The 24,619-nt window shown below is 70.5% G+C and carries 22 protein-coding genes; 13 read left to right on the top strand and 9 right to left on the bottom strand.

The window, feature by feature from the left end; genetic code table 11:
* The first annotated feature begins 80 nt into the window (after positions 1–80).
* Positions 81–1,031: an ankyrin repeat domain-containing protein gene (locus tag QMG73_RS20315; protein WP_281897948.1), complete on the top strand. Its 951-nt coding sequence runs from the start codon at positions 81–83 to the stop codon at positions 1,029–1,031.
* Here the strand turns inward: QMG73_RS20315 and QMG73_RS20310 are convergent, their stop codons facing one another.
* From QMG73_RS20310 to QMG73_RS20300, 3 genes are read right to left on the bottom strand one after another with little or no spacing between them, the layout of a single operon-like run.
* Positions 1,032–2,624, bottom strand: coding sequence for an ABC transporter permease (locus QMG73_RS20310; protein ID WP_281897946.1), 1,593 nt, complete (start codon positions 2,622–2,624; stop codon positions 1,032–1,034). It lies immediately after the preceding gene.
* Positions 2,621–3,481 (bottom strand): ABC transporter ATP-binding protein, encoded by an 861-nt coding sequence (locus QMG73_RS20305; RefSeq protein ID WP_281897944.1) that lies wholly within the window; start codon positions 3,479–3,481, stop codon positions 2,621–2,623. Before QMG73_RS20305 ends, QMG73_RS20310 begins: the two co-directional genes overlap by 4 nt.
* The gene (locus QMG73_RS20300; RefSeq protein WP_281897942.1) at positions 3,481–4,206 is read right to left on the bottom strand and encodes a hypothetical protein; all 726 of its coding nucleotides are present in this window, start codon (positions 4,204–4,206) and stop codon (positions 3,481–3,483) included. Before QMG73_RS20300 ends, QMG73_RS20305 begins: the two co-directional genes overlap by 1 nt.
* Before the next feature lie 135 nt (positions 4,207–4,341).
* Between QMG73_RS20300 and QMG73_RS20295 the strand changes: the two genes are divergently transcribed.
* Together QMG73_RS20295 and QMG73_RS20290 are read left to right on the top strand one after the other, a co-directional pair.
* Entirely contained in the window at positions 4,342–5,679 is a 1,338-nt protein-coding gene (locus tag QMG73_RS20295) for a sensor histidine kinase (RefSeq protein ID WP_281897940.1), read from the top strand.
* An 11-nt stretch (positions 5,680–5,690) separates the two neighbouring features.
* Positions 5,691–6,347, top strand: coding sequence for a response regulator transcription factor (locus QMG73_RS20290; protein WP_281898010.1), 657 nt, complete (start codon positions 5,691–5,693; stop codon positions 6,345–6,347).
* Here QMG73_RS20290 and QMG73_RS20285 read toward each other — a convergent pair.
* A complete protein-coding gene (locus tag QMG73_RS20285; RefSeq protein ID WP_281897938.1) occupies positions 6,337–7,917 on the bottom strand; it encodes a xylulokinase in 1,581 nt (526 codons plus the stop codon). The two genes, QMG73_RS20290 and QMG73_RS20285, sit on opposite strands and share 11 nt — an antisense overlap.
* Before the next feature lie 9 nt (positions 7,918–7,926).
* Positions 7,927–10,143 (bottom strand): aminotransferase class III-fold pyridoxal phosphate-dependent enzyme, encoded by a 2,217-nt coding sequence (locus QMG73_RS20280; RefSeq protein ID WP_281897937.1) that lies wholly within the window; start codon positions 10,141–10,143, stop codon positions 7,927–7,929.
* Between the two features lie 85 nt (positions 10,144–10,228).
* Between QMG73_RS20280 and QMG73_RS20275 the strand changes: the two genes are divergently transcribed.
* The 5 genes from QMG73_RS20275 to QMG73_RS20255 all read left to right on the top strand — a co-directional run bounded on the left by QMG73_RS20275 (position 10,229) and on the right by QMG73_RS20255 (position 16,544).
* Positions 10,229–11,350, top strand: a complete 1,122-nt coding sequence (locus tag QMG73_RS20275) for a helix-turn-helix domain-containing protein (RefSeq protein ID WP_281897936.1) — start codon at positions 10,229–10,231, stop codon at positions 11,348–11,350.
* 508 nt (positions 11,351–11,858) lie between these two features.
* Complete coding sequence (locus QMG73_RS20270) at positions 11,859–12,434, top strand: dioxygenase family protein (protein WP_281897934.1); 576 nt, start codon at positions 11,859–11,861, stop codon at positions 12,432–12,434.
* Between the two features lie 1,029 nt (positions 12,435–13,463).
* Positions 13,464–14,465, top strand: a complete 1,002-nt coding sequence (locus QMG73_RS20265) for a Bug family tripartite tricarboxylate transporter substrate binding protein (protein ID WP_281897932.1) — start codon at positions 13,464–13,466, stop codon at positions 14,463–14,465.
* Complete coding sequence (locus tag QMG73_RS20260; protein ID WP_281897931.1) at positions 14,462–14,992, top strand: tripartite tricarboxylate transporter TctB family protein; 531 nt, start codon at positions 14,462–14,464, stop codon at positions 14,990–14,992. The genes QMG73_RS20265 and QMG73_RS20260 overlap by 4 nt, the downstream gene beginning before the upstream one ends.
* 52 nt (positions 14,993–15,044) lie before the next feature.
* Positions 15,045–16,544: a tripartite tricarboxylate transporter permease gene (locus QMG73_RS20255; RefSeq protein ID WP_281897929.1), complete on the top strand. Its 1,500-nt coding sequence runs from the start codon at positions 15,045–15,047 to the stop codon at positions 16,542–16,544.
* 39 nt (positions 16,545–16,583) lie between these two features.
* On the opposite strand, the gene QMG73_RS20250 is transcribed toward QMG73_RS20255, so the two are convergent.
* Positions 16,584–18,065, bottom strand: coding sequence for an MFS transporter (locus QMG73_RS20250; protein WP_281897927.1), 1,482 nt, complete (start codon positions 18,063–18,065; stop codon positions 16,584–16,586).
* Positions 18,066–18,187: 122 nt separating this feature from the next.
* Here QMG73_RS20250 and QMG73_RS20245 point away from each other — a divergent pair, with 122 nt between their 5' ends.
* Positions 18,188–18,826, top strand: coding sequence for a TetR/AcrR family transcriptional regulator (locus QMG73_RS20245; protein ID WP_281897926.1), 639 nt, complete (start codon positions 18,188–18,190; stop codon positions 18,824–18,826).
* Between the two features lie 599 nt (positions 18,827–19,425).
* Positions 19,426–20,022 carry a dihydrofolate reductase family protein gene (locus QMG73_RS20240; RefSeq protein WP_281897925.1) on the top strand — a complete coding sequence of 199 codons (597 nt, stop codon included), beginning with the start codon at positions 19,426–19,428 and terminating at the stop codon, positions 20,020–20,022.
* A gap of 85 nt (positions 20,023–20,107) precedes the next feature.
* Here QMG73_RS20240 and QMG73_RS20235 read toward each other — a convergent pair whose 3' ends face one another.
* From QMG73_RS20235 to QMG73_RS20225, 3 genes are read right to left on the bottom strand one after another with little or no spacing between them, the layout of a single operon-like run.
* A complete protein-coding gene (locus tag QMG73_RS20235) occupies positions 20,108–20,569 on the bottom strand; it encodes a VOC family protein (RefSeq protein ID WP_281897923.1) in 462 nt (153 codons plus the stop codon).
* A gap of 42 nt (positions 20,570–20,611) precedes the next feature.
* The gene (locus tag QMG73_RS20230; protein WP_281897921.1) at positions 20,612–21,310 is read right to left on the bottom strand and encodes an SDR family oxidoreductase; all 699 of its coding nucleotides are present in this window, start codon (positions 21,308–21,310) and stop codon (positions 20,612–20,614) included.
* A 9-nt stretch (positions 21,311–21,319) separates the two neighbouring features.
* The gene (locus QMG73_RS20225; protein WP_281897920.1) at positions 21,320–22,120 is read right to left on the bottom strand and encodes a helix-turn-helix domain-containing protein; all 801 of its coding nucleotides are present in this window, start codon (positions 22,118–22,120) and stop codon (positions 21,320–21,322) included.
* Between the two features lie 141 nt (positions 22,121–22,261).
* Here QMG73_RS20225 and QMG73_RS20220 point away from each other — a divergent pair, with 141 nt between their 5' ends.
* The 3 genes from QMG73_RS20220 to QMG73_RS20210 all read left to right on the top strand — a co-directional run bounded on the left by QMG73_RS20220 (position 22,262) and on the right by QMG73_RS20210 (position 24,619).
* Positions 22,262–23,020 (top strand): NPP1 family protein, encoded by a 759-nt coding sequence (locus QMG73_RS20220; RefSeq protein WP_281897919.1) that lies wholly within the window; start codon positions 22,262–22,264, stop codon positions 23,018–23,020.
* 10 nt (positions 23,021–23,030) lie between these two features.
* The gene (locus QMG73_RS20215; RefSeq protein WP_281897918.1) at positions 23,031–23,405 is read left to right on the top strand and encodes a DUF1304 domain-containing protein; all 375 of its coding nucleotides are present in this window, start codon (positions 23,031–23,033) and stop codon (positions 23,403–23,405) included.
* A 395-nt stretch (positions 23,406–23,800) separates the two neighbouring features.
* On the top strand, positions 23,801–24,619 hold the full coding sequence (locus QMG73_RS20210) for a maleylpyruvate isomerase family mycothiol-dependent enzyme (RefSeq protein WP_281897916.1): 819 nt from the start codon (positions 23,801–23,803) through the stop codon (positions 24,617–24,619).

The following is a 24,619-nucleotide window of genomic DNA, read 5'->3' as shown; positions in this document are numbered from 1 at the left end:
ACCCCCGCCGCTTCGTCCCGAACGTACCGCTTCGCGCCGCCGGCATACGCGCATCTGTCGGCTCTCCTACCCTGGTGCGAATGACGGACGTCGACTGGTCGCGGATGGGCTGGCACTCCTGGCCCGATCTTGGCGAGGTGCGGGCCCGGCTGGCCGCCGGCGCCGACCCGAACTCCCTGGTCCGCGGGCACGGCCGGCCGCTGCACCACGCCGCCCGCCTGGGCTCCGCCGAGGTGGTCGCGGAGCTGGCCCGCCTCGTCGACGACGTGGACGCCGTCGACGACGGGCGCACCGCCCTCTGGGTCGCCGTCAACGAGGACAAGCCCGACAACGCCCGCGCGCTCGTGGCCGCGGGCGCCGATCCCGACCGGCCGATGATGGCGGGCTGGTCGCCGGCGCGGCTGAGCCTGGCCGGATCGACGCCGGACCTGTTCGACACCGGCGCGGCGCTCACCCCGGAGGAGGAGGCCGCTGTCGCCGAGGCGCGCCGCCTCATCGACGCGCTCGCCGGGATCGACGACGACGGCCTGAGCCTGTGCTGCGTGGGCGGCGTCGACGCGGCCGAGGCGGTGCGGCGGCTGGACGCCACGGTCATCGAGGGCGAGATCGACGTCGAGGAGATGTGGGACGGCCTGGACGACGACTCGATCCTGACGCTCGGCGTCACCGACGTGCCGGGCGGCTGTGTCGTCAGTCAGCCGTGGGCGTACGGGGCGTCGATGCCGCTCGTCGCGCTGCTGCTGTCGGCCGGCACGGTCTGCTACGACATGTACGCCAACCCCAAGAGCGGCAACCAGGGCGAGTCGACGCACGACGGCGTCATCACCGGCTCGGACCTGCATCCGGGCGGCGGATGGTGCGCGGCCGACGCACCCGCCGCCGAGGTCCTGCGCACCTTCCTGTACCGGAACCACGCCATCGAGTACTGCTGCGCCTACGCCGGCGTGCGCCCCACCGACGCCCGCCCCTTCCTCGAGCCCGACCGCTGGGTACGCCTCCCCGCCCGCGACTGGTGGGCAATCTCCTTGTGATCAGCGGCGCGCGTGGCGGGCCGCCACCGTCGCGAGGGCCGCCGCCAGCAGGAGAGTCGCGGCCGCGGCCACCAGCGCCGGGGACGGGCCGCCCGCCAGGGCGCCCATGTAGTCGAGGCCGGCGACATCGTTGAGGACGGCGTACCAGAGCGGCGGATACAGCGCCTGGAACAGCCGGTGGGTGCGGCTCAGGACTCCCAAGGCCAGCGCGAGCGCCGGGATGAAGGCCGCACCGGCCAGCCAGCCCGCGAGATCGCCGTCCAGCGCCATCCGCAGACCTGGACCCGCGCCGACCGACGCGGTGAGCACGAAAGCAGCGAGCCATTGGGCGAACGTGCGCCGCATTGGTGAGGGACATGCACCGAGCAATGCGTCGACGCCGTGCTCGCGGGCCTGCGCGCCCAGCCGGGACCAGATCAGCACCGGCCAGATCCAGGCCGCGATCAGCAGCAGGCCCGTCGCGCGGACGGGCGCGGCGGCGCCCGCGACGACCAGCGCCGCCGCGCCGAGCCACCACCACCAGGAGACGCCCTGGGTGAGAATCCGCAGCTCACTGACCAGCAGGCGTCCGAAGGCGGCGCCACGCCGCGGCATGGTTTGGATTCTCGGGTACGCCATGGGCGGTTGCGCCGTGGGTTGGTGCACTGCGGCGGCGCTCGGCTCTGCTTCCCTCACGGCAACACCCGCGACGTCCGCAACACCCCGCTCTGCTTCCCTCACGGCGACACCCGCGACCGCGCAGCGCGCCGGGTCGAAGCGGCCGAACCAGATCGCCGGCACCGCGGCCGCCACGGTCGCGACCAGCAGGACGATCAGGCGCTCGCCCACGAAGCCGGCGGCGAGGTCGACGCCCGACCACTCGATCACGCGGGGCCGCACGTCGAGATACATCAGGCCCAGTGAGGTCTCCGTGAGCGCGATGCCCCTCGCGGCGAACTCGTCCCTGATGGACGCGGCGAACACGTGCACACCGAGGCCGCCCAGCGGGGCGCCCGCCGATTGCCCCGCGATCATCGTGGTCATCGAGACGAAGAACCAGATGACGTTGCCGAACCCGGTACGCAGCACGGGGATCGTCTCGAACAGCACCGCGGCGGTCGCGGTGAGCGCCAGTACCGGCAGCGTGAACACCGCGAACGGCACCAGCAGCGCGACCGGGTCGATCGCCCGGGACTCGCCGCGCGCCAGTTGCATCACCACGGCGGTACCGGCAAGCGCCGCCGCCATCGAGCCCAGCACCATGAGGTTGCTGAGGTACTTGCCCACCAGGTACCCCGACGTGCGCACCGGGGTTGCCGCGAGCAGTTGACCGACGCCGCTTCGTTCGTCGCGCGCGATCGCGGTCCGGACAATGTAGAAGCCGCCCGCGGAGAGCCACAGCGCGCCGGCGAGCGCGGTGACAGTGCCGATGTACGCGCTGTTGTACTCGCCCCGGTACGCGCCGGTGTTGACGATCGTCCAATGTGCGTCGACGGCTGGCGCGGCGAGGTACCCGAGACCCACGGCGGCCAGCAGCACCACCGCGTACGCGGGACGGCGTACCCGCTCGCGGAAGTCCGCGACGGCGATCGCGCCCAGTACCCGCGGCGTCATCGCCCGACCGCCGCGAGATATGCGTCCTCGAGGTCCGGGGTAGCGCGCGTGGCGGTACTGTCTGGTGCCGACGGCGCGAGCAGTCGCACGCGTACCCCCTGCGGTGTGCGGACCATCCTGCTGACGAGGTACCGGCTCTGCGCGGCGGCGACCGCGTCCGGCCCGATCACCGTTTCCCACACGTGTCCCTCGACGGCGCCCAGGAGTTGCTCCGGGGTTCCGCGGCGCAGCAGCCGGCCGTGGGCGACGATCGCGATGTCGCTCGCCACCGACTCGATGTCCGACACGATGTGCGTCGACAGCAGCACCAGGCGGTCGGCGGCCAGCTCGCTGAGCAGGTTACGGAAGCGCACCCGCTCCTGCGGGTCAAGACCGGCGGTGGGCTCGTCGACGATGAGCACCCGCGGGTCGGAGAGCAGCGTCTGTGCGATGCCGACCCGGCGGAGCATGCCGCCGGAGTACCCGCCGAGCGGTCGCTTGGCGGCCTCGGTCAGGTTGACCAGCGCCAGCAGTTCGTCGATGCGAGCACGTGCGGATCGCGCCGACAGCCCTTTGACGGCCGCCAGGTACGACAGGAACTCGCGGGCGGTCAGGTTGGGGTACACGCCGAAGTCCTGCGGGAGGTAGCCGAGCTGCCGCCGCAGCACGTCCGGCTTCGCCACGACATCGGTACCGTCGAAGAGCACCCGCCCGCTCGTGGGCCGGGTGACGGTCGCCGCGATCCGCATCAGTGACGACTTGCCGGCACCGTTGGGCCCGAGCAGGCCGACCACGCCGGTGCCGAGCCGCATGGTCAGCCCGTCGACGGCCCGCTTCTGTCCCTTGTAGACCTTTGTCACGTCGATCAGCTCGAACATCAGGCTGCCTTCCGTACCCGAGCGGTGCGGCCCTCGCCCGCCGTGGCGGTGATGCTGCGCTCGCTGGCCGGATCGCTGCGCAGGGCAGGCTTTCCGGGCGCGGCGCTGACGCGGTACGTCTCGGGTCCACCCGGCAGGGTGACGGCGACGTTGCCGTTGGCCTTGGCCCGCACGCTGGTGGGAGCGCCGGCGAAGTCGAGGGTGACGTTCCGCTCGCCGGAGGTGGCGGTGACGTCGGCGGAACGCGCGCCCGTGACGTCCACATTGGCCTCCGCGGTGAGGCGTAGCGCGCCCGTCGGGTTCTCGACCCGCAGCCAGGCGTCCGTCACCGTCGCGGTGAGGGCGCCGTCCAGCCCCACGGCCCGCACCGGGGAGTCGCTCGTCACCGTGATCGCGACCCCGGACGGGATGTGCACGATGTGGCGGCCGCCGCAGTCCGGTACGAACCCGCTGCATGTGACGTTCAGCCGCAGCGTCCCGCCGTCCATCTCCCACGCCGCGTTGTCGTCGGCGGTGGCCTTGCCGGTCAGCGACCGCTCCACCTCGAGCTTCTTGCCCGTGCCGGCGACCAGGCGCAGGTCGGCGCCGGAGCTTTCGATGACGAGCCGGTCGCCGGTGAGGGTGAACTCGCGCCGGTCCTCGCGGGTGTCGTTGACGGCGCGCACGTCGGTGCAGCCGGCAGCGGCGAGGATCGCCGCGATGCCCAATAGAGGTATAAAGCGCATGAAACGCTCCTGTCGGTTGTAAGGGGACCCAAGCACACCAGTCAGGACGGGGGTGGGGCACTACGCCCAGACGGCCAACCAGAGGTAGGGCTAGGCATACCGCGCCCGAGCGGGGGCGCGAGCTAGCGTGAGCGGGTGCCCGTACCGACGCCGCGGACCGCGATCGAGGCGGTCACCCGGCGCCGGTTCCTGGCATCCGGGTGGCCGTGGCGATCCGTGGCGTACCTGCTGACCGCACCGCCAGTGATGCTCGCCGCGGGGCTACCGCTGGCGCTGCTCGCCCTGCCCTGGATCGTGCTGCTGCTCCAGGTCGCCGAGTGGGACGACCCCTCGCTGACTGGGCTGGCGCTGCTGCTGGTGGCGGGGGCGGCGCTGCTGGGCGCGGTTGGCCCTCTGGTGGCGCTGCCGCTGGGCGCGGTCGAACGGTGGCGGCTGCGCATGGTCGACACCCGGCCGGTCGCGTCGGCGCACCGCCCGCCGGGGCACGCCGCGTGGCTGCGCACGCGCTACAGCGAGGCGGCAACCTGGCGCGAGCTGGCCTACGCGGTGCTGCTGTCCACTGTGGCGCCGGTCGGGTACGCCGCCGCACTGGTGCTGGTCATACTGATCGGCGCCTGCGTCGCCAGCCCGTTCCTCGTCTCCCTGGACGGCGGTCCGGTCGCGCTGGGCTTCGGCCAGGTCAGCACGGTGGGCGAGACGGTGCCGTACGCGCTCGCCGGTGTCGCGTTGCTGCCGGCCGTGCCGTATCTACTGGCGCTGCTCGCCGGTGCGCACGCGGCGGTGGCGCGGGCGCTGCTCTCGGCCGGCACCGGAGAGCGGCTGCACGCCGAGCTCGTCGAGGTCTCCCGGTCGCGGGCGCGGCTCGTCGACGCGTTCGAGGCCGAGCGCCGCCGGATCGAGCGCGACCTGCACGACGGGGCCCAGCAACGGCTGGTCAGCCTGACCCTCCAGCTCGGCATGGCCCGGCTGGACCTGCCGCCCGAGTCGCCAGCCGGTCAGGCCGTCGCCGGCGCGCACGACCAGGCCAAGCAGCTGATGGCCGAGCTGCGCGAGCTGATCCGCGGCATCCACCCGCAGGCGCTGACCGACTCGGGGCTGCCCGCGGCGCTGCGTGAACTGGCCGATCAGTCGACCATCCCGGTGACCGTCCACACCGAACTGTCCCGGCGGCCACCCGCGCCCATCGAGACAGCCGCCTACTTCGTGGTGGCCGAGGCGCTCGCCAACATGTCCAAGCACAGTGGAGCGACGGCCGCTGGCATCAACGCCACTCTCGACGGAAACGTCCTGGCGGTCGAGGTCCGCGACAACGGCCGCGGCGGCGCCGATCCCGCACGCGGCACCGGGCTGACCGGCCTGGCCGACCGCGTGTCCGTAGTGGACGGGCGCATGTTCCTGACCAGTCCGGCCGGCGGGCCGACCCTCATCCGAGTGGAGATTCCGTGCAGGCAGACCAGCGATCCGCACCTGTAGATCAGCGACCGATCCGGGTAGTCCTCGCCGAGGACGGCGTGCTGCTGCGCGAAGGGCTCGCCGGTCTGATGGGGCGCTTCGGTTTCGAGGTGGTGGCCGCGGTCGGCGACGCGGACGCGCTGCGGGAGGCCGTCGCCACGCACTCCCCCGAACTGGTGGTCACCGACATCAGGATGCCACCCGGGTTCAGCGACGAGGGGCTGCGCGCCGCCGTCGAGCTGCGTCGCGCGTACCCGGGGCTAGCGGTGGTGGCGCTGAGCCAGTACGTCCAGCAGGGGTACGCCACCGCGCTGCTCGACTCCGGCGACGGGCGGAAGGTGGGCTACCTGCTCAAGGACCGGGTGGTCGACGTCGAGGAGTTCGTGGCCGCGCTCCACAAGGTGGTCGGCGGTGGCACGGTCGTCGACCCGGAGGTGGTACGCCAGCTGTTGCGGCGGCGCAGCGACCCGATCGCACAACTGTCCACACGGGAGCGTGAGGTGCTCGGGCTGGTCGCCGAGGGCCACTCCAACGCCGCGATCGCCCGCATCCTCGTGGTCTCGGAGGCGGCTGTCGGCAAGCACGTCGGCAACATCCTCGCCAAGCTGAGCCTGCCACCCACCGACGACAGCAACCGCCGCGTGCTCGCGGTGCTGACCTACCTGCGCAGCACCACGGTCAGCGATTGAGTCGCTTGTAGACCGGGGCCAGCCGCTTGTGCAGGCTCTGGTAGACGTCGAACATGCCGTCGTACACGGCGCTCGCGGCGGGCGAGGGCTCGAAGACGTGGTCGTCGCGCATCAGCCCGCGGATGTCGTCGAACGAGAGCATCCCCGCACCCACCGCACCGATCCACCCCGCGCCGCGCGCGTTGACCGCCACCGGCTGGGCGTCCCGGCGGATCTCGATGCCCAGCGCGTCGGCGAAGATCTGGCACCACGAGTCCGATCGGGCGCCGCCGCCGGTGATGACCATCGAGGTGACCGGGGCGCCGAGGAACCGGTCCACGGCCCGCATGAGCCAGCGCGTGTTGAGCGCGACACCCTCGAACACCGCGCGCAGCAGGTCGGAGCGGCTGGTGTCGAGGGAGATGTTGAAGAAGCCGGCCCGCAGGTGCGGATCGTCGACCGGGGCGCGCTCGCCGTACAGCCAGGGGGTGTAGAGCACGCCGTTGGCGCCCGGCGGCACGGTCGGCAGGATCTTGTCGAACGCGTCGAAGATCGAGCCCTCGTCGCGGCTGATGTACCCGGCGCCCAGCAGCGGGTCGTCCCATTCGACGACCTTGTCGCGCAGCCAGGTCAGGTTGGCGCCGGCGGTGGCCTGGAGGGCGGTCATCAGGTACCGGTCGGGGATCGCGCAAGGCACCGAGGCAATCTGGGCGACAACGTCGGTCTTCTTTCGGGGCACGTGCGCGGCAATCCACGAGGATGTACCGAGGTAGAGGTGCGGCTCGTTGTCGCCGGTCGTACCCGCACCGATCGCGGCCGCCGTATTGTCGATGGCACCGGCCACCACTTGCACCGACTCCGGCAGCCCCAGGTGCTCCGAGGCACTCCGCGACAATGTGCCGATCACCTCGGTGCACGCGACGATCGGCGGCAGCTTGTCGCGGTCGATGCCGCAGTCGGCGACGAGTGCCGGCGAGTACCGGATGTTCGTCGGGCGCCGGTTGTCGGTGACCCAGGAGGTCAGGATCGAGTCGACGGTCGCCACCACGCGGCCGGTCAGCTTCAGGTTGATCCAGTCGAGCACGTTGAGGAACGCCGCCGTTTGGGAGTACACGTCAGGCATCTCGTCGCGGACGAGCAGCATGTGCGCGGCGGGGTCCTTGCCGGTGGACGACGGCACGCCACCGGTGAGCCGCAGCCAGCGCGCGACCCTGCGCGCCGACAGCCCGCCCACCGACGGACGCCCGCCGAACTGCTTGCGCAGGTGCGGCGCGCCGCGCATGTCGAGCCAGGTGATGCAGCGCGTCAGCGGATTGCCCGCGGCGTCCACCGCGATGGTGCCCTCACCCTGCGTCGACGAGCACACCGTGGTGACCGCCCCCATGTGCTCCGGGTGATTGCGCCGGAGTTCGGCGGTGACCGCACCGAGCGCGTCCCACCAAGTGCCCGCATCCTGCTCCGCGCCGCCGCCGGGCAATACGTGCAGCGGCACCGGCCGTTCGGCCCAGCCGGTCACGGTGCCGTCGGCCGCGACCAGCGCGGCCTTCATGCCCGAGGTGCCCAGGTCGATCGCGAGGACCTGCTGTGCCACCGCGCCCAATCAGACCCCTTCCACCTGCGCGAACACCTGGTCGAACCGCTCCAGCGCCGCGTCGATGACCTCGTCGGTGTCGGCCATCGACGTGTACAGCCGGGAGCCGGCGAGCGTGATGATGCCGTGGGCGGCGTAGGCGGCGCCCATCTGCTCCATCAGCCGCTTGCGCGCCTTGTTCTCCTTCAACAGCTTGATCGGGCTCCGCATGTCCATCAGCATGACGCCGCTGCACTCGAGGTGGACGATCGAGCCCTGGTTGTAGGCGACGTACGGCAGGCCGTGCTTGTCGATCAGGCGCTGGAGGCCGCGCCGGAGCCGGTCACCGGCCCGGCCCGCGATGACCGGCGCGTTCGTGCGGGCCATCTCCTGGATCGCGAAGTAGCCGGCCGCGCACGACAGCGGGTTGGCCGACAGGGTGCCGCCAACCTGGATGTGCGCGCCGCTCTTGCCGTCGAGGCCCGACCCGAACACGCTCATCACGTCGGCGCGGCCCCCGACGCCGCCGGCCATCGGGTACCCGCCGGACACCGCCTTGCCGAAGACGGTGAGATCCGGGGTCACACCGAAGTAGCCCGCCGCCCCGCCGAGACCGACCCGGAACCCGGTGACCACCTCGTCGAAGACCAGCAGCGCACCGAACTCGTCGCACAGCTTGCGGACCTTCGCGTTGAAGTCCTTCGGCACCGGCCGGGTGCCCGACTCCGGTCCGAGCGGTTCGACGATGACGGCCGCGGTACCGCCCCGAAGGCGGTTCTCGGTGAGCTTGCGGCGCAATTCGCCGATGCTGTGCGGGAATGCCTCGCGGGTGCGGGCGGTCACCCCGAACGGGATGCCCTTCGCGTTCATCCGGAAGCTGCCGGGGACGCGCAGGCCGTACACCATCGTGTCGGACCAGCCGTGATAGGCGCCGCCCACCTTGATCACCATCTTGCGGCCGGTGACGGCCCTCGCGGCCCGCACCGCCGCCATGACCGCTTCGGTACCGGAGCCGAGCGACCGGTACATCTCGATGTGCGGCATGTACTGGTTGATGATCTCGGCGAGCTTCAACTCGTACTCGTGGAACAGCCCCGTCACCGGCCCCGAGTCCCGGATCACCACCGCGACCTGCTCGTTGACCGGCGCGTAGTTGCTGCCCAGGATCGTCGGGCCGCCGGCCTGGAGGAAGTCGATGTACGTGTTGCCGTCGCGGTCGGTCAGGTACGCGCCCTCGGCCCGGTCGATCGCGAGCGGGAACGGGTAGTTGAACGCCAGATTGTGCTGGACGCCGCCGGGAATGCGCTTCTTCGCCCGGTCGGTGATCTCCTTGCTGCCCCGGCACTTTGTCTCGAAGTAATTCAGCACGTCGAGCATGGCATCGTGTCGGAGTCCACGGATCGGTTGCGCCACCAGTGCCTTGAGCCGGCGCATCGTGTCATCGACGTCGAGGTACTCGCTGATCGCGTACCCGCTTTGCACCGAGGGTGCTTCCTCGATTGCCTCGACGCTGGGGAGCACTTCGTCCGCCGGTACCCGGACCGGCGGCACCGCCTTGGTGATCTGCTCGGCGATCCGCTTCTCGTCCTTGCGCAGCTTGCTGAAGGCGATCTCCCGGATCGCGGCCGGGATCGTGTACACCTTGCCGGCCTCGCTGGTGAGCGCCAGCAGGTACGCGATCGAGACCTTCTCCAGCAGCGCCATGTTGAAGACGGCGCGCTCGGGGTCGGTGCCGACAGCGACGATGCCGTGGTTGGCGATGATGAACGCGTTGTCGCCGCTGGCGACCTTCTTCTGCACGTTCTTCGCCAGGAAGCCGGTGCCTGACGGCGCGTAGTCGATGATCGCGACCTTCTTGCCGAGGAACCGCACCTGCTCGTCGGTCAGCGCCGGGATCTCCTTGCGCAGGAAGGCGAGCGCCGAGGCGTACGGCTGGTGGGTGTGCACGATGGCGTTGACGTCGGGGCGCTCGCGGTAGATATTGGCGTGCATCCCGCACTCGATCGACGGCTTGAGCCCCACGCCGGAGTCGTCGGGCACGTGCTTGCCGTCGAAGTCCACGACGCAGATGTCTTCGGCACGCATCCGCTCGTACCCGTAGTTGCTCGGCGTCACGGCGTACAGCTCGTGACCGGGGATGCGGACCGAGACGTTGCCCTCGGTCGCTTTGAGGTAGCCGCGTTCGAGCATCGTGCGACACATGTCGACGACGTGCTGGCGAGAGGTCCGGTACTCCACGCTTTCCATAGTCTACGGACCGGCCGGATGAATCACCGTCTTCCAGACAGCGAGATCTGGCCGGGTTCTTATCACGGCGTGACAAAATTGGCCGGTGACCCCCTGGCAGCGGCTCCCCGCCGACCTCTCGGAGGCGATGCGCCCCCGCCTCCCGGTGACCGTGCACGCGGTCGCCAGCGCCATCACCGAGACCACGCCCGCGTTCGCGACGATCGAAGACGCCAAGTTCGAGCGTGACCTGCGCACGGCGGTACGCGTGGCGATCGAGCGCTTCCTCGAGCTCGTCGGCACCGCCGAGCCCGCGCTGCCGCCCCGCATCCGCGACGTGTTCGTCAGCCTGGGCGCCGCCGAAGCCCGCGAGGACCGCGGCCCCGAGGCGCTGCTCGCGGCGCTCCGGACGGCGTCCCGGCTGCTGCTGCGCATGGCCTGCGACGCGCTCGCCCGCACCCGCCCCGTCGGCACCGACGAGCTGATCGACCTGTCCGACGCGATCAGCGCGTACGTCGACGAGCTGGCCGCCGCGAGCACCGACGGCTTCGCCCTGCAGGTGCGCGAGCAGGCCGGCGAGGGCGACCGCCGCCGGCGTCGCCTGGCGGAGCTGCTCCTGCGCGGCGGCACCGCGCCGAACGTGGCCCTCGCCGCCGCGTCCGCAGCCGGCTGGCCCGACCTCGACACGGTCGTCCCCGTACTCCTCCCCCTGGACCAGGCGCGCGACGCCCGCTTCCGGTACGGCACCGGTGGCGTCGTCACCGAACGCGGCCACGACGCTGTCCTCCTCCTGCGCGCACCGCCCACCTCTGCTCCCACCGAGGCCGTCGTCGGCCCCGCGCTGAGCTGGCAACAGTTGCCAGAGGCGGTGCGCCTCGCCGAGCTGACCGCCGAGCTCACCGGCGCCCGCCACGGCCCCGTCTTCGTCGACGATCACCTGGCATCGCTGGCACTGCGCGGCGAGCCGGGCGCCCTGGCGGTGCTGTCCGCCCGCCGGCTGGCGCCGCTGGCCGGGCTGCGCGCCTCGCAGCGCGAGAGCCTGCTGGCGACGCTGCACAGCTGGCTGCGGCACTGGGGCTCGCGGGCGGCGGTCTCCGCGGAACTGTTCGTGCACCCCCAGACCGTGAGCTACCGCCTGGGCCGCCTGCGCGACCTGCTCGGCGACGACCTGGACGACCCCGCGATCCGCTTCGAACTCCTCCTAGTCCTAACCGCCCGCACCCCGTAACGACCAGACCCGCCGCGCCGCCGCCCGCCGCGCGCCCCATCGCGGCCCGGCCCGGCGCGCCGCAGCGCGCCGCCGCCCGCGGCGGCGCGGCCCGGCGCGACGCGCCGCTCTGTCCGCCGATCAAGGGCGAATGCACGTGGTTGGATCTCTTTTCCGCGTGCATTCGCCCTTGATCGACGCGATCTTTCTTGATCGGCGTTGGCCGCGGCGCGCGGTGGACCCTCGCCACGGCGCGGCGTGGTGCGCGAGCGGCGGCGCGGCCTCTCGCGCGGCGATCTTGCAGTTGTCACGGCGGAATGCCCGGTTTGGGCCATGACAACTGCAAGATCGCCGCGTTCTGGCGCCACGCGGAGCCGGCAGCGGAGGCCGGGGAATTCGGCGAGCCCCGCGAGCCGCCGGCCTGCGCGGTGCCCGCGGGAGCAAGCGGTCCGCCACTGACGCGGACCGGGGCACATGAGATCGGCAAGTAAGCGGGAACCTGGCGGCCGGGTGCGGGCTCGCGGATTGTATGAAGGCGCGGTGGCTGACGGCCGTGCTCGTCGTAGCGGCGGCCGGGTGTGACGGTGGTTCGGCGCCGGACGATGCCACGTCCCCGCCGGCCAGCGCCACGGCGGCTGGGTGCGCGCGTCCGGCGCCGGGCAGTGCTGACGCGGTGGTGCGGCCCGGTCCCACCAACGGGCTGTCGGGCTCGCCGGGCGGCGACGCGCTCGTGATCGAGACGGTCATCCTGGATCGTGGGTGCCGGCCCGCCACGGGTGCGGATCTGCGGATCTGGCACACCGACGCGAGGGGGCGATACGGTCCGGAATCGGAGAAGTGCTGCTACTTCGAGGGCACGGTGCGGACCGACCATAATGGACGGTTCCGGCTTGAGACGATCAGGCCAGCGCAGTACCCGGAGGCGAACGCGCCACCTGCCCACATACACATGGAGATCAGGCACGGTTCGACGGACATCGCGACGCAGTTCGTGTTCGGGATCGCGTCGCCGCCGGCGATGGTGGCGCCGGCCGGCGACCTCGTGTCGGTGGTCCTGCGCCGCGCGGGCGATGGCTGGCACGGCGACGCCGTCATCGTCCTCTGACCCATCCCGCCCACTGACAAAACCGGGATTTGAGCTACCGCGATGCCCGCCGCGCGCAAGACCGTAGCTCCCGCAGCCTCACCCTCCGCGCCCAGTCGCGCTCAAGATCCCGACAAAATCCCTGATTTTGTCGCCTCAACCGCGCTCGAAGGCCGCCAAATCCGGGATTTCGCTGCCGCGTGCGGGCGGGTCGTGGCTCGCGGAGGGTGAGGCCGCGGGAGCAGCGGTCTTGGGCGCGGCGGACGTCGCGGTAGCTCGGATCTCGGTCTTGGTTCTGGGCTTGTGTCGCTGGGCTTTGCCGATCAAGCAACCCTGGCCCTCCGGGCCACCCACAGGTAGGTGGAAGCGGGGCAGCCAACCCGCGCCCGTCCTCTCCTCGGCGCTGCCGCCCGCGCGAGACGGCGTCTCGCCACGCCCTGCGCGCCTGCCGCCGATCAAGGGCGAACGCACGTGGTTGGACCTTGTTTCCGCGCACATCCGCCCCCAGACCAGCCTTTGACGGCGTGTCGCCACGCCCTGTGCGCCGATCAAGGGCGAATGCACGCGGTTGGATCTCTTTCCGCGTGTGTTTGCCCTTGATCCATGCGATTGCCCTTGATCGGCGCGCGTGGCGCGGCCACACGACGCCACCAACCCTCAAACCCGGCGGCTGGCCCGGCCGCGACGGCGCGCCGGCTCACACCCCGGGACCTCCTTCGTCGATCAAGGCCATGCGGGTGGATCAAGGGCGAATGCACGCGGTTTTGCGATCGAATCACGTGCGTTTGCCCTTGATCGGCGGAAAGGGCGCGAGCAGCGCGCGGGGAGGGAGCAGCGCGGGGAGGGAGCAGCGCGGGGAGGGAGCAGCGCGGGGAGGGAGCAGCGCGGGGAGGGAGCAGCGCGGGGAGGGAGCAGCGCGGGGCGCGAGCAGCGCGCGGGGTGTGACCGCAATGTACGTAAGCATCGCTGTGGTCATAACGGTGACCTCGGACACATGCTGGGTCCACCATCATCGCGGCCCCCTCATTCGGAAACGAAAGAGAAACCGTGATGAAAAATATGACGAAGGCGCTGGTCGCCGCCGCCTCGCTGGTCGCTGTCACCGCGCTCAGCGCGTGCGGCGCCACCGCCGACAAAGCCGATAACGAACAGGGCAGCGGCCCGATCACCGACCTGCGGCTCATGGTGCCCAACAGCCCGGGTGGCGGGTATGACACCACGGCTCGCACGATCGCGAAGGTCATGGAGGACACCAAGATCGCGTCGGGTGTGGAGGTGTTCAACCTGTCTGGCGCGGGCGGCACCGTCGGACTGCAGCGCACCGTCAACGAAAAAGGCAACGGCAAGCTCGCCATGCAGATGGGGCTGGGCGTCGTCGGCGCCTCGTACACGCAGAAGTCGCCGGCGAAGCTCACGCAGACCACCGCCCTCGCCAAGGTTATCGAAGAGTCCGGCGCGATCGTCGTACCGAAGAACTCGCCCTATCAGACGATCACCGACCTGGTGACCGCCTGGAAGGCGGACCCGAAGAAGGTCGCGGTCGGCGGCGGCTCCTCTCCCGGCGGCCCGGACCACCTGCTGCCGATGCAGCTCGCGAAGGCGGTCGGCATCGACCCGAAGCAGGTCAACTTCGTCTCGTACGACGGCGGCGGCGAGCTGCTGCCCGCGGTGCTGGGCGGCAAGGTGGCGTTCGGTGCGAGCGGCTTCGGGGAGTTCCTCGACCAGGTCGAGGCGGGCCAGATCCGGGTGCTCGCGGTCTCGGGCGAGCAGCGGCAGGAGGCGCTCAAGGACGTGCCGACGCTGAAGGAGTCCGGCATCGACCTCGTGTTCACCAACTGGCGGGGCATCGTCGCGCCGCCCGGCATCTCCGACGCCGACAAGCAGACCTGGATCGACGTGCTGACCAAGGTGCACGACAGCGACGCGTGGAAGGCCGAGCTGGCCAAGCGCGGCTGGACGGACGCGTTCGTCACCGGCGAGGCGTTCTCGACGTTCCTCACCGAGCAGGACAAGGCCGTCGCCGACATTCTGACCGGCCTAGGGCTGGTATGAGCACCGCGACCACGACGCCCGAGCGGCGGTCCGACCGGACCGCCGTGCGGGACCGCGCCCAGTACGGCGTCTGTGCGTTCCTCGCGCTTGTCGGGGTACTGGTCATCGTCGACGCGTTCCGGATCGGTCACGCCACCAGCAGCAACGACCCGATCGGGCCGCGTCCGGTGCCGATCCTGCTGGGCGTCCTGCTGATCGTGGTCGCCGCCGTGTACGCGCTGGACGTGGCACGGGGCGGGACCGGTGAACCGGAGGGCGGCGAAGACGTCGACCTCACCTCGAAGATCGACTGGCGCACCGTGCTCCTGCTGGGAGCCGCGTTCGTGGTGAACGCGCTGCTGATCGAGCGGCTGGGCTGGGTGATCAGCGGGTCGCTGCTGTTCTTCGGGGCGGCGTTCGCGCTGGGCAGCCGGCGGTACGTCCTGACGCTGGCGATCGCCATCGCGCTGTCGCTGGCCACCTTCTACGGATTCGCGATCGGGCTGGGCGTCAACCTACCCGCCGGCGTACTGCAAGGAATCCTATGAAGCACCCCACGAAAATGCTCCGCTGCACTCCACATTTCCGCAGGGACCCCGCATGATCGAGAACCTGACGAACCTGCTCGACGGGTTCGGCAACATCGTCACGCCGATGAACCTGCTCATCGCTCTCATCGGCGTCACCGTCGGCACGGCTGTGGGCGTACTGCCCGGCATCGGGCCGGCGATGACAGTCGCGCTGCTGCTCCCGGTCACGTACGGGATGGAGCCGGCGCAGGCGTTCATCATGTTCGCCGCGATCTTCTACGGCGGCATGTACGGCGGTTCCACCACGTCGATCCTGCTCAACACGCCCGGCGAGTCGTCGTCGGTGGTGACCGCGATCGAGGGCAACAAGATGGCCAAGGCGGGCCGCGCCGCGCAGGCGCTGGCCACCGCGGCGATCGGATCGTTCGTCGCGGGCACGATCGGCACGCTCCTGCTGGTACTTGTCATGCCGGTCATGGTGTCGTTCGCGATCGACCTGGGCGCGCCCGACTACCTGGCGATCATGGTGCTCGGGTTCATCGCGGTCAGCGCCGTGCTGGGCGCCTCCCGGGTACGCGGGTTCGCCTCCCTGCTCCTCGGCCTGGTCATCGGTCTTGTGGGCATCGACAAGGTCACCGGCCAGCAACGGCTCGCGTTCGGCATCCCGCAGCTCGCCGACGGCATCGACGTCGTGGTCATCGCGGTCGGCATCTTCGCCGTCGGCGAGGCGCTGTGGGTGGCCGCGCACCTGCGCCGTAAGTCCAGCGAGGTGATCCCGGTCGGCCAACCGTGGATGGGCAAGCAGGACTGGCGCCGCTCGTGGAAGCCGTGGCTGCGCGGCACGGCGCTCGGCTTCCCGTTCGGCGTGATGCCGGCCGGTGGCGCCGAGATCCCAACTTTCCTGTCGTACGCGACGGAGAAGAAGCTCAGCAAGCACCCGGAGGAGTTCGGCAAGGGCGCGATCGAGGGCGTCGCCGGTCCGGAGGCGGCCAACAACGCCTCGGCCGCCGGCACGCTGGTACCGATGCTGGCGCTCGGCCTGCCCACGAACGCGACCGCGGCGGTCATGCTCGCGGCCTTCCAGTCGTACGGCATCCAGCCCGGCCCGCTGCTCCTGGAGCGGGAGTCCACATTGGTCTGGACGCTGATCGCGAGCCTCTTCATCGGCAACCTGCTGCTGCTGGTGCTCAACCTGCCGCTGGCACCCGCCTGGGCGAAGCTGCTGCAGATCCCGCGCCCCTACCTGTACGCGGGCATCCTGTTCTTCGCCTCGATGGGCGCGTACGCGGTCAACGCCCAGCCGTTCGACCTGTTCCTGCTGTTGGTTCTCGGTGCGCTCGGGTTCGGCATGCGCCGCTTCGGCCTGCCCGTGCTGCCGCTGATCGTCGGCGTGATCCTGGGGCCGATCGCGGAACGGCAGGGCCGGATGGCGTTGCAGCTCTCCGGTGGCGACCTGTCCGGACTGCTCGGCGGCCCCGTCTCGTACCTCATCTACGCCGCCATCGTCGTCATCCTCGCCTGGCCGCTGCTGCGCCGCCTAACCGTGATCAGGGCGTCCCTCAAGTCGTAAGAACGACTTGAGGGACGCCCTGATCAGGGAGCGCAGGGGTCAGGCTACGAGCGCCAGCTCGGGCTCGGGGGCCTTTTCAGCGTGTACCGCGCGCGCCTTGCGCGGCAGCAGGAACCCGAGCCCGAACGCCGCCACGGAGAGCACGATCGTCAGCAGCGTGACCGCCGTGGCGGCGTCGACCGCGGTGCCGGCATCGAGCAGCCCGTGCCCGGCCGAGCCGGTGGACGGCTTGGCGATCCCGAAGAACACCGTGCCGAGCACCGCCACGCCGATCGAGGCGCCGAGCTGCTGGATCGACTCCAGCATGCCCGCGGCCGAGCCGACCTCGCGGTCCTCGATGTCGCCCATGATGATGTCGAACAGCGGCACGAAGATCATGCCCATGCCCAGCCCGAAGATGAACAGCGGCGCGGTCAGCGTCCAGGTGCCGATCTCGGCGCCGTACCGCTCGAAGACCACGTACACGCCGGCGGTGCCCACGGTCATGATGGCCAGCCCCAGGTGCAGGATGCGCCGGCCGAGCTTGGCGGCCGCCCCAGCGCTGAACCCGGAACCGAGGAACGCGCCGACCGCCCAGGCGGCCATCGTCATGCTGGCGCGGGTGGGGCTGTAGCCGAGGCCGAGCTGCAGGAACAGGCCCACCGCCAGCGAGAAGCCGACGATCGCGCCGAAGAAGACGACCACGAAGGCGACGCCGGAGGTGTACGACCGCTTGGCGAACACGCTCAGCTCCACGAGCGGGGTGGCACCGGAACGGCGGCGCCGGATCTGGTACACGATGAAGCCACCGATCAGCGGGACCGACGCGACCAGCAGGGCCAGCGACCAGGTCGGCCAGCCGAGCTCGCGGCCCTGCACCAGCGGGAAGATCAGGGCGAACATCGCGACACCGGCCAGCACGACGCCGGGCAGGTCGAGGGTGCCGCGGCGACCGGTGGTCTGGCCCGGGGCGGCGTCGGGCAGCGCGATCCGGCCGGCCAGCAGGGCGAACGCCCCCAGCGGCAGGTTGATCGCGAAGATCATGCGCCATCCGGTGCCGAACACGTCGGCGTCGACCAGCATGCCCGCGACGACCGGGCCCAGGATGGTGGCGAGGCCGATCATCGGGCCGAAAATGCCGAACGCCTTACCCATCTGGTCCGGCGGGAACAGGTCACGGATCAGGCCGAAGCCCTGCGGGATCATCACCGCGCCGAAGAGCCCCTGGATCACCCGCGCGATGATCAGCGTCTCGATCGTCGGGGTGACCGCGCAGACGAGCGACGCCGCCACGAACCCGACCAGGCCGATCATCAGCATCCGCTTGCGGCCGAACATGTCACCGAGCCGCCCGCCGGTCAGCAGGCCGACCGCCAGCGCGAGGGTGTAGCCGGCGGCGATCCACTGCAGCGCGGTGTAGGAGCCGCCGAGCTCGGCGTGGATGGCCGGTGCCGCGACGTTGACGATCGTCGAGTCCAGCAGGTTCATCAACGTGGCTGCCAGGATGGCGAACAGTCCCATCCATGGGCTCTTGGCTCTCATGACTATCTCCCCTACCTGCGGTTTCTTGCGGAACGGATCGTTCTGTTCTCACCGTAGCAGAGCGGAACGATCCGTTCCAGTCTTGCGGAACAGAATTTTTCGTTCCGCTGTATGCTGGGGCCATGACGAAGCCCCTGAGCGGCCGGAAAGCCCAGGCCGCACGCAACGACGAGGTCATCCTGGAGGCCGCGCGGGCGGTGTTCCTCGACGACCCCGGCGCCCCGATCGCGGCCGTCGCGGAGCGGGCCGGCGTCGGGATCAGCGCGCTCTACCGGCGGTACCCGAGCAAGGAGGAGCTGCTGCGCAAGCTCTGCACCGACGGCCTGGCCGCGTACATCGCGGCCGCGCAGGCCGCGGTCGACGACCTCGACGCCGGCCGCGACGCCTGGGCGGCGTTCGCCAGCTTCATGCGCCGCGTCGTCGACGCCGGATCCACGTCGCTGACCATCCGGCTGGCCGGCACGTTCACACCAAATGAGCAGCTGTACCGCGACGCGCGGCACGGCGACACACTGAACAACGAGCTCATCCGGCGGGTACGCGAGGCGGGCGCCCTGCGCGACGACATCGAGGTCGCCGACGTCGGTCTCATCCTGGAGCAGATCGCGTCGGTTCGGTTGGGCGACGACCAGCGCACCGCGCAGTTGCGCCACCGGTACCTGGCCCTGGTCCTGGAGGCCCTCCGCCACCCCGGCCACGGCGACCTACCCGGCCCCCCACCCCGCCCCGAAGAACTAGCCGCCCGCTGGTCCACCCCCTAGCTAACGCCCGCCCCGCCCCACCGGGGGCTCGCCCGCCACGCCGCCACCCACTCTCCCCCGCCCCGCTGCGCCGCGCCGCGCCGCCGCCCGCTCCGCCCGCCCCGCTGCGCCGCGCCGCCGCCCCGCTGCGCTGCGCCGCGCCGCCACCCGCTCTGCCCGCCGATCAAGGGCGAATGCACGTGCTTTGATCTCTTTTCCGCGTGCGTTCGCCCTTGATCGATGCGAATGCCCTTGATCGGCGGCCGCCGGCCGCGCCCTTTGCGACGCCCGCACCGACCCCGCTCCTTCGACGCGCTGGAGCCCGCCACGCCGGCGCGGGGATACAGCATTTTCCGGGTTTTCGCGCTGTCCGGGCGAGGTTGAGGCCGCGTTATCCCCGTTCTTGCCGCATCCCTCGATCTTGACGGCCGCCGGACGCGGGCAGCGGGCGCCCGCAGCTCGCAGCCCGCAGCCGTCGCCGCGGCCCGGGCCCAAGCGGACGACGATGCCCAACGCCGTCGCCGATCAACAGGTGACTGTAGTCACATATTGCCGTGTCGAATCGGGCACGCGCCGGACGACGCTTCGGTAGACAGACACCTGACGAAGGGAACTGACCGATGAGCAAGGTGACCACCGGCGCGACGATGTCCCTCGACGGCTTCATCGCCGGCCCGAATCACGACGGGTTCGACTACCTGTTCAAGTGGTACAACCGGGGCGATGTCGAGACCCCCACCGGCAATCCCAAGATGACGTTCCGCACCTCGGCGGCCAGCGCTGAACACCTGCGCAAGCTGACCGAGCGGCTTGGGGCGCTGGTGGTGGGCCGCACGCTGTACAACATCACCAACGGGTGGGGCGGCCGGCACCCGTTGGACACGCCGACCGTGGTCCTCACGCACGAGCGCCCCGCCGACCGGCCGGAAGACGACGAGAACTTCGTCTTCGTGTCGACCGGCATCGAAGACGCCGTGGCCAAGGCCAAGGAACTTGCCGGCGGCAAGGAGGTGGGCCTCAACGGCGGCACGATCGCCCGGCAGGCGCTGGATGCCGGCCTGCTCGACGAGGTACACGTCGACCTGGTGCCCGTGCTGCTGGGCAGCGGCATCCCGTTCTTCGGCCAGATCGCCGGTGCCCCGGTCGAGTTCGAGGGCCCCATCTCCCTGGTCGAAGGTGACGGCGTAACCCACATCGCCTATCGCGTGGTCCGCTAGGGCCCGCACACGCCCGCCCCCGGCTCTCGCCCTTCGTCGATCAAGGAGATCTGCATCGATCAAGGGCGAAAAGGGGCGGGCGCCGTTAGAACTGGGCGCTCGCCACGTAGTCCATGGCCTTGACGAACTGCGGGTCTGCCAGGCGGCGGCCGATCTCCTCCTCGGTCGGCTCGGCGACGCGCTGGTGGATCCACCACAGGTTGCCGAACGGGTCGAGGAACCGGCTCACCCGATCGCCCCAGAACAGCTCGGTCGGCTCGGTGACGACGGCGGCGCCGCGCTCCACCGCTCGTCGCAGCACGTCGGCGTCGTCCGCGACGTACACCCGCAGGAACGCCGGGCGGTCCGTCCAATCTGGGCGGTCGAACAGCATGACGACCGAGTCGCCGATGCGCACCTCGGCGTGGCCGATGTTGCCGTCCTCGCCGACCCTGCCCAGGTCGGTGGCGTCGAAGACCGCGACGACGAACTCGATGATCGCGGCGGTGTGGCCGCGGGAGATCACCCACGGGGTGACGGTGTGGTAGCCATCCGGAACAACGTTCATGCGTCAACGGTATGCGTCATGTAGGTCAGCTTTGGTCCTACTTCAGAGGATCAGGCCGCCGGTCGCGCGAATGTTCTGCCCGGTGATCCACTGCCCGTCCGGGCTGGCGAGAAGCGCGACGACGTTCGCGATGTCCTCCGGCCGGCCGAGGCGCCGCAGAGCCGTGAACGCGGCCGTCTGCTCGGCCGCCCCCGGCGGGTTGGTGTCGCGGAACATGTCGGTGTCGGTGGCGCCGGGCGAGACCACGTTGGCGGTGATGCCTCGGTCGCCCAACTCGCGCGCGGCCACCTTTGTCACCTGTTCCAGCGCGGCCTTACTCGCGCAGTAGAGCGCGAGGCCCGGCGCCGGGATCGCGGTGTTGAGCGTGGAGATGTTGATGATCCGGCCGTTGTCGGGCATCCGCGCCGCACCGCGCCGCATCAACAGCAGTGGGTACTTCACGTTTACCGTCATCACGCGGTCGAACTCCTCGCCCGTGATGTCGGCCAGAGCGGTCGGCGGGTTGATGGCCGCGTTGTTGACGAGGATGTCGAGGCGGTCGCCAACGGCTTCCAGTAACGCGTCGACGGTACCCAAGTCTTCCTGATCGGCGCGGACAGCGACGGCACCGTCAAGCTCGTCCGCGCGCTCCTTGAAACCGAACACGACCCGCGCGCCGCCGGCGGTGAGCCGGCGCACGACGGCGCGGCCGATCCCCCGCGAGCCGCCGGTGACGAGCGCCGTCTTTCCCGAAAAGATCATGCCGCGACGCTAGTCGCGTCGCGACAGTGCGTCTTGGACAAACGCGAACAGCTCCGCGGGGGTCACGCCCGCGAGCGCACGTGTCTCGCGGTGAAAATGGGACTGATCCGTGTACGCGGACGCGGCAACCGCCGCGACCGTGGCCGATGGTGCGGCCAGCGCGCCCAATGACCGTTGAAACCGTGCAATGCGCGCGACCGTCTTTGGCGGTAGGCCGATGCGCTTTTTGAATCCAATTTGGAGGTACCGCTGGCTCACGCCGAGTTCGTTGGCGAGACCGCCGATCGTGAGCCGATCGCCTTGCTGCAGCCGCCACCAGGCACGGTCCACAATGGTGCGCTCACCGTCCACATTCAACCGTCCCGTGAACCACGCGTCGAGGGCGGCGAAGCGCGACCGCCAGTCCGGCAGCTCCCCGAGCCGGTCGGCAAGCCTGTCACCGTCTCGCCCCAGCACAGCGTCCAGCGGCACCACCTCACCGACCATCGCCGCAGCCGGCGCGTCCAGAAGCGCGTGGACACCGGCCGGCGTGAGCCCGATCGACACCCCGTGCCGCCAGGCCGGCTCGCCGTAGAGCAGCGGGGTGGCGCGCGGACCGGTCGCGAGGCGGCTCGGGCCGGCGAAGTCGACGATGAGCGTGGTGAAGTTCAGCGGCAGCAGCCGCCGCACGAAGGGTGCGACGGCGCCGGCCCGAAACCCCGCGTACCCGGCGACGTACGGCCGCAGGTACGGCGCGGAGCGGCACGGCACCGCCTCCGCGCAGGACGCGCTGTCGAGCCGCGCGGACAGGGAGTGAACCTGCGTCAGCACGGTTCAATCATGGACCCGCGTGAACGGTGGGCGGACGGTGTCTGACGGTTCGCGACATAGAGGGATTTGCCACTAGCGCTACATGCCCTCTACCAGCGACACTCTTTCGCACCACGGGTCAAACGCGAAGGAGATTCTTGTATGGCTAGACAGGTGCTCAGACCGCTGTTCGTCGCGGGCAGCGCCATGGCTCTGGTGCTCGTGACCGCGGGTACCGCCCTCGCCGCCCCGCCAGCGAAGCTGCCCGGCAACGCCGAAGCGGTCGAGCAGAGGTGGCAGCCGGCGTACGACTACGACACCGACGGCTGCTACCCCACCCCCGCCATCGGTCCCACCGGCACGCTGAACGGCGGCCTCAAGCCCACCGGCGCACTCAACGGACAGTGCCGCGACCAGTACGACCTGGACAACACCAACGGGTACGCACGCTACAAGTGCAACAACGGCTGGTGCGCCTACGCGTACGCCCTCTACTTCGAGAAGGACCAGGTCCTGGCCAACATCGAGAGCGGCCATCGCCACGACTGGGAGCACGTCGTCGTGTGGGTGCAGGCCGACCAGGCGCGGTACGTGTCCACATCGGCCCACGGTGACTTCGCGGTCCACGCCAGCAGCGCGGTCCGCTGGGACGGCACCCACCCCAAGATCGTGTACCACAAGGACGGCGCCGGGTCGCACGCCTTCCGCCTCGGCAACGCCAGCGACGAGCCGGCGGAGAACCACTACGGCGCCTGGCAGTACCCGACGCTGGTCGGCTGGAACGGGTACCCCGCGGGCGTCCGCGACCCCCTCAGCAACGCCAACTTCGGCAGCGCCCTCTTCGACCTCAAGGACAGCCGGTTCAACGGCATGCTCGAACGCGCCCTGCCGTCCGGCATCGCGTTCGACCCCCATGGGTGACAATCACCGCATGAACGTAATCGCGCAGGTCGCCGCCCTGATCGCCGGGCTGATCCACATCATGATCTTCACGATGGAGAGCGTGCTGTTCGCCCGACCGGCCGTCCACGGCACGTTCGGCGTCAAGGCGAGCGACCTGCCCGCGGTGCGGCCGTGGGCGTTCAACCAGGGCTTCTACAACCTCTTCCTGGCACTGGGCGCCCTCGGCGGCCTGCTCGTGGTGTGGACCGGGCCCGACTCGGCCGGCCGGGCGGTCGTGGTGTTCGCGTGCGCCAGCATGCTCGGCGCGGCGCTCGTGCTGCTGGCCAGCAACCCGAAGATGGTGCGGGCGGCGGCGATCCAGGGACTGGCGCCACTCATCGCGGTGGCGCTCGCGTTCCTATGAGGCCCCGCCGCGCCAGCGGCGACGTCCCGCGCCCGCCCTCTCCCCGATGCCGCCGCCCGCCCGCGACGGCGTGCCGCCACCCCCCACACGCCGATCAAGGACAAATGCGCGCGGTTCGATCTCATTTCCACGTGCATTCGCCCTTGATCCATGCGAATGCCCTTGATCGACGCAGCCCAGCGACACAAGCCCAGAACCAACACCGAGATCCGAGCTACCGCGACGCCCGCCGCGCGCAAGACCGCCGCTCGCCGAACGACCCAACATCGACCTGCGGGTCGTACCGTTCACAGCGCCATTTGTTGACCTGCGTAATACTGTCGATTACCTTTAAATTTGAATAAACGCGGGCCGGTGGCCCCGCCTGCTCGCGATCGCGGAGGCGGGAGGTAGTCATGTCCACTTGGGACGCCACGACATACGAGGCCAAAGACAACCTGCTCCGTGTGGTCCGTGGCGAGGCCGAGCGGTTTCTCGCGCTCGCCGGCGACCCGGACCGCTGGACGGCGCCCACCGCCTGCCCGGGGTGGGAGGTGCGCGACCTCGTCGGCCACATCATCGACGTTACCGAGAGCTACTTCGTGGGTTTCGACGCGGTGCGCGGCGGCGGGCAGGTGCCGGCGGCGCTCGGCGTGCGGGTCATGCAGACCGCGTTGGATGACGGTGCCAAGGCGTTGCGTTCGCTCAACCAGGATGAGGCGATCGGGCGGCTGCGCGGTGACTTCGACAGGCTGATGGAGATGTGCGAGGCGCTCGGGCCGGACGAGTGGCGTGGGCTCGTCGTGCCGCACAAGTACATGGGGCCACTGCCAGCGTTCTTCTATCCGACCTTCCAGCTCATGGACTACGGCGTGCACTCGTGGGACATCCGGCAGGGCACCGGCCGGGCGCACGGCCTGAGCGGCGACGCCGCCGACCTGCTGGTGCCGTTCATGTTCATCCTGTGGCAGTCGACCACCACCCCGCCCGCCGGCGCCGAGGAGTGCCGGATCGGCGTGCGGATCAACGGCGGCAACAACGCCGGCTCCTGGCGGATCACCGCCGGTCCGGGTGGGCTGGCGTACGAGCCGGGCGCGGTCGACGACCTGCCGGCGACGCTCGACTTCGACCCGGGAAGCTTCGTGCTGACCGCGTTCGGGCGCAGCAACGCCGGCACGATCACCGGCGATGTGGCGGTGGCCGACCGGTACCTCAACTTGTTCTTCCGTATCTGA

The organism is Phytohabitans aurantiacus (assembly GCF_027923225.1).
Classification (GTDB): domain Bacteria; phylum Actinomycetota; class Actinomycetes; order Mycobacteriales; family Micromonosporaceae; genus Phytohabitans; species Phytohabitans aurantiacus.
This window is presented reverse-complemented; position numbering and strand designations above follow the sequence as displayed.

Bases quoted from the DNA above. Each gene is read 5' to 3' on its own strand.
- QMG73_RS20240 (WP_281897925.1), top strand. From the start codon at position 19,426: ATGAGCAAGGTGACCACCGGCGCGACGATGTCCCTCGACGGCTTCATC.
- QMG73_RS20245 (WP_281897926.1), top strand. From the start codon at position 18,188: ATGACGAAGCCCCTGAGCGGCCGGAAAGCCCAGGCCGCACGCAACGAC.
- QMG73_RS20310 (WP_281897946.1), bottom strand. From the start codon at position 2,624: ATGACGCCGCGGGTACTGGGCGCGATCGCCGTCGCGGACTTCCGCGAG.
- QMG73_RS20230 (WP_281897921.1), bottom strand. From the start codon at position 21,310: ATGATCTTTTCGGGAAAGACGGCGCTCGTCACCGGCGGCTCGCGGGGG.
- QMG73_RS20270 (WP_281897934.1), top strand. From the start codon at position 11,859: ATGAAGGCGCGGTGGCTGACGGCCGTGCTCGTCGTAGCGGCGGCCGGG.
- QMG73_RS20315 (WP_281897948.1), top strand. From the start codon at position 81: ATGACGGACGTCGACTGGTCGCGGATGGGCTGGCACTCCTGGCCCGAT.
- QMG73_RS20215 (WP_281897918.1), top strand. From the start codon at position 23,031: ATGAACGTAATCGCGCAGGTCGCCGCCCTGATCGCCGGGCTGATCCAC.
- QMG73_RS20235 (WP_281897923.1), bottom strand. From the start codon at position 20,569: ATGAACGTTGTTCCGGATGGCTACCACACCGTCACCCCGTGGGTGATC.
- QMG73_RS20220 (WP_281897919.1), top strand. From the start codon at position 22,262: ATGGCTAGACAGGTGCTCAGACCGCTGTTCGTCGCGGGCAGCGCCATG.
- QMG73_RS20280 (WP_281897937.1), bottom strand. From the start codon at position 10,143: ATGGAAAGCGTGGAGTACCGGACCTCTCGCCAGCACGTCGTCGACATG.
- QMG73_RS20265 (WP_281897932.1), top strand. From the start codon at position 13,464: ATGAAAAATATGACGAAGGCGCTGGTCGCCGCCGCCTCGCTGGTCGCT.
- QMG73_RS20210 (WP_281897916.1), top strand. From the start codon at position 23,801: ATGTCCACTTGGGACGCCACGACATACGAGGCCAAAGACAACCTGCTC.
- QMG73_RS20255 (WP_281897929.1), top strand. From the start codon at position 15,045: ATGATCGAGAACCTGACGAACCTGCTCGACGGGTTCGGCAACATCGTC.
- QMG73_RS20250 (WP_281897927.1), bottom strand. From the start codon at position 18,065: ATGAGAGCCAAGAGCCCATGGATGGGACTGTTCGCCATCCTGGCAGCC.
- QMG73_RS20305 (WP_281897944.1), bottom strand. From the start codon at position 3,481: ATGTTCGAGCTGATCGACGTGACAAAGGTCTACAAGGGACAGAAGCGG.
- QMG73_RS20260 (WP_281897931.1), top strand. From the start codon at position 14,462: ATGAGCACCGCGACCACGACGCCCGAGCGGCGGTCCGACCGGACCGCC.
- QMG73_RS20300 (WP_281897942.1), bottom strand. From the start codon at position 4,206: ATGCGCTTTATACCTCTATTGGGCATCGCGGCGATCCTCGCCGCTGCC.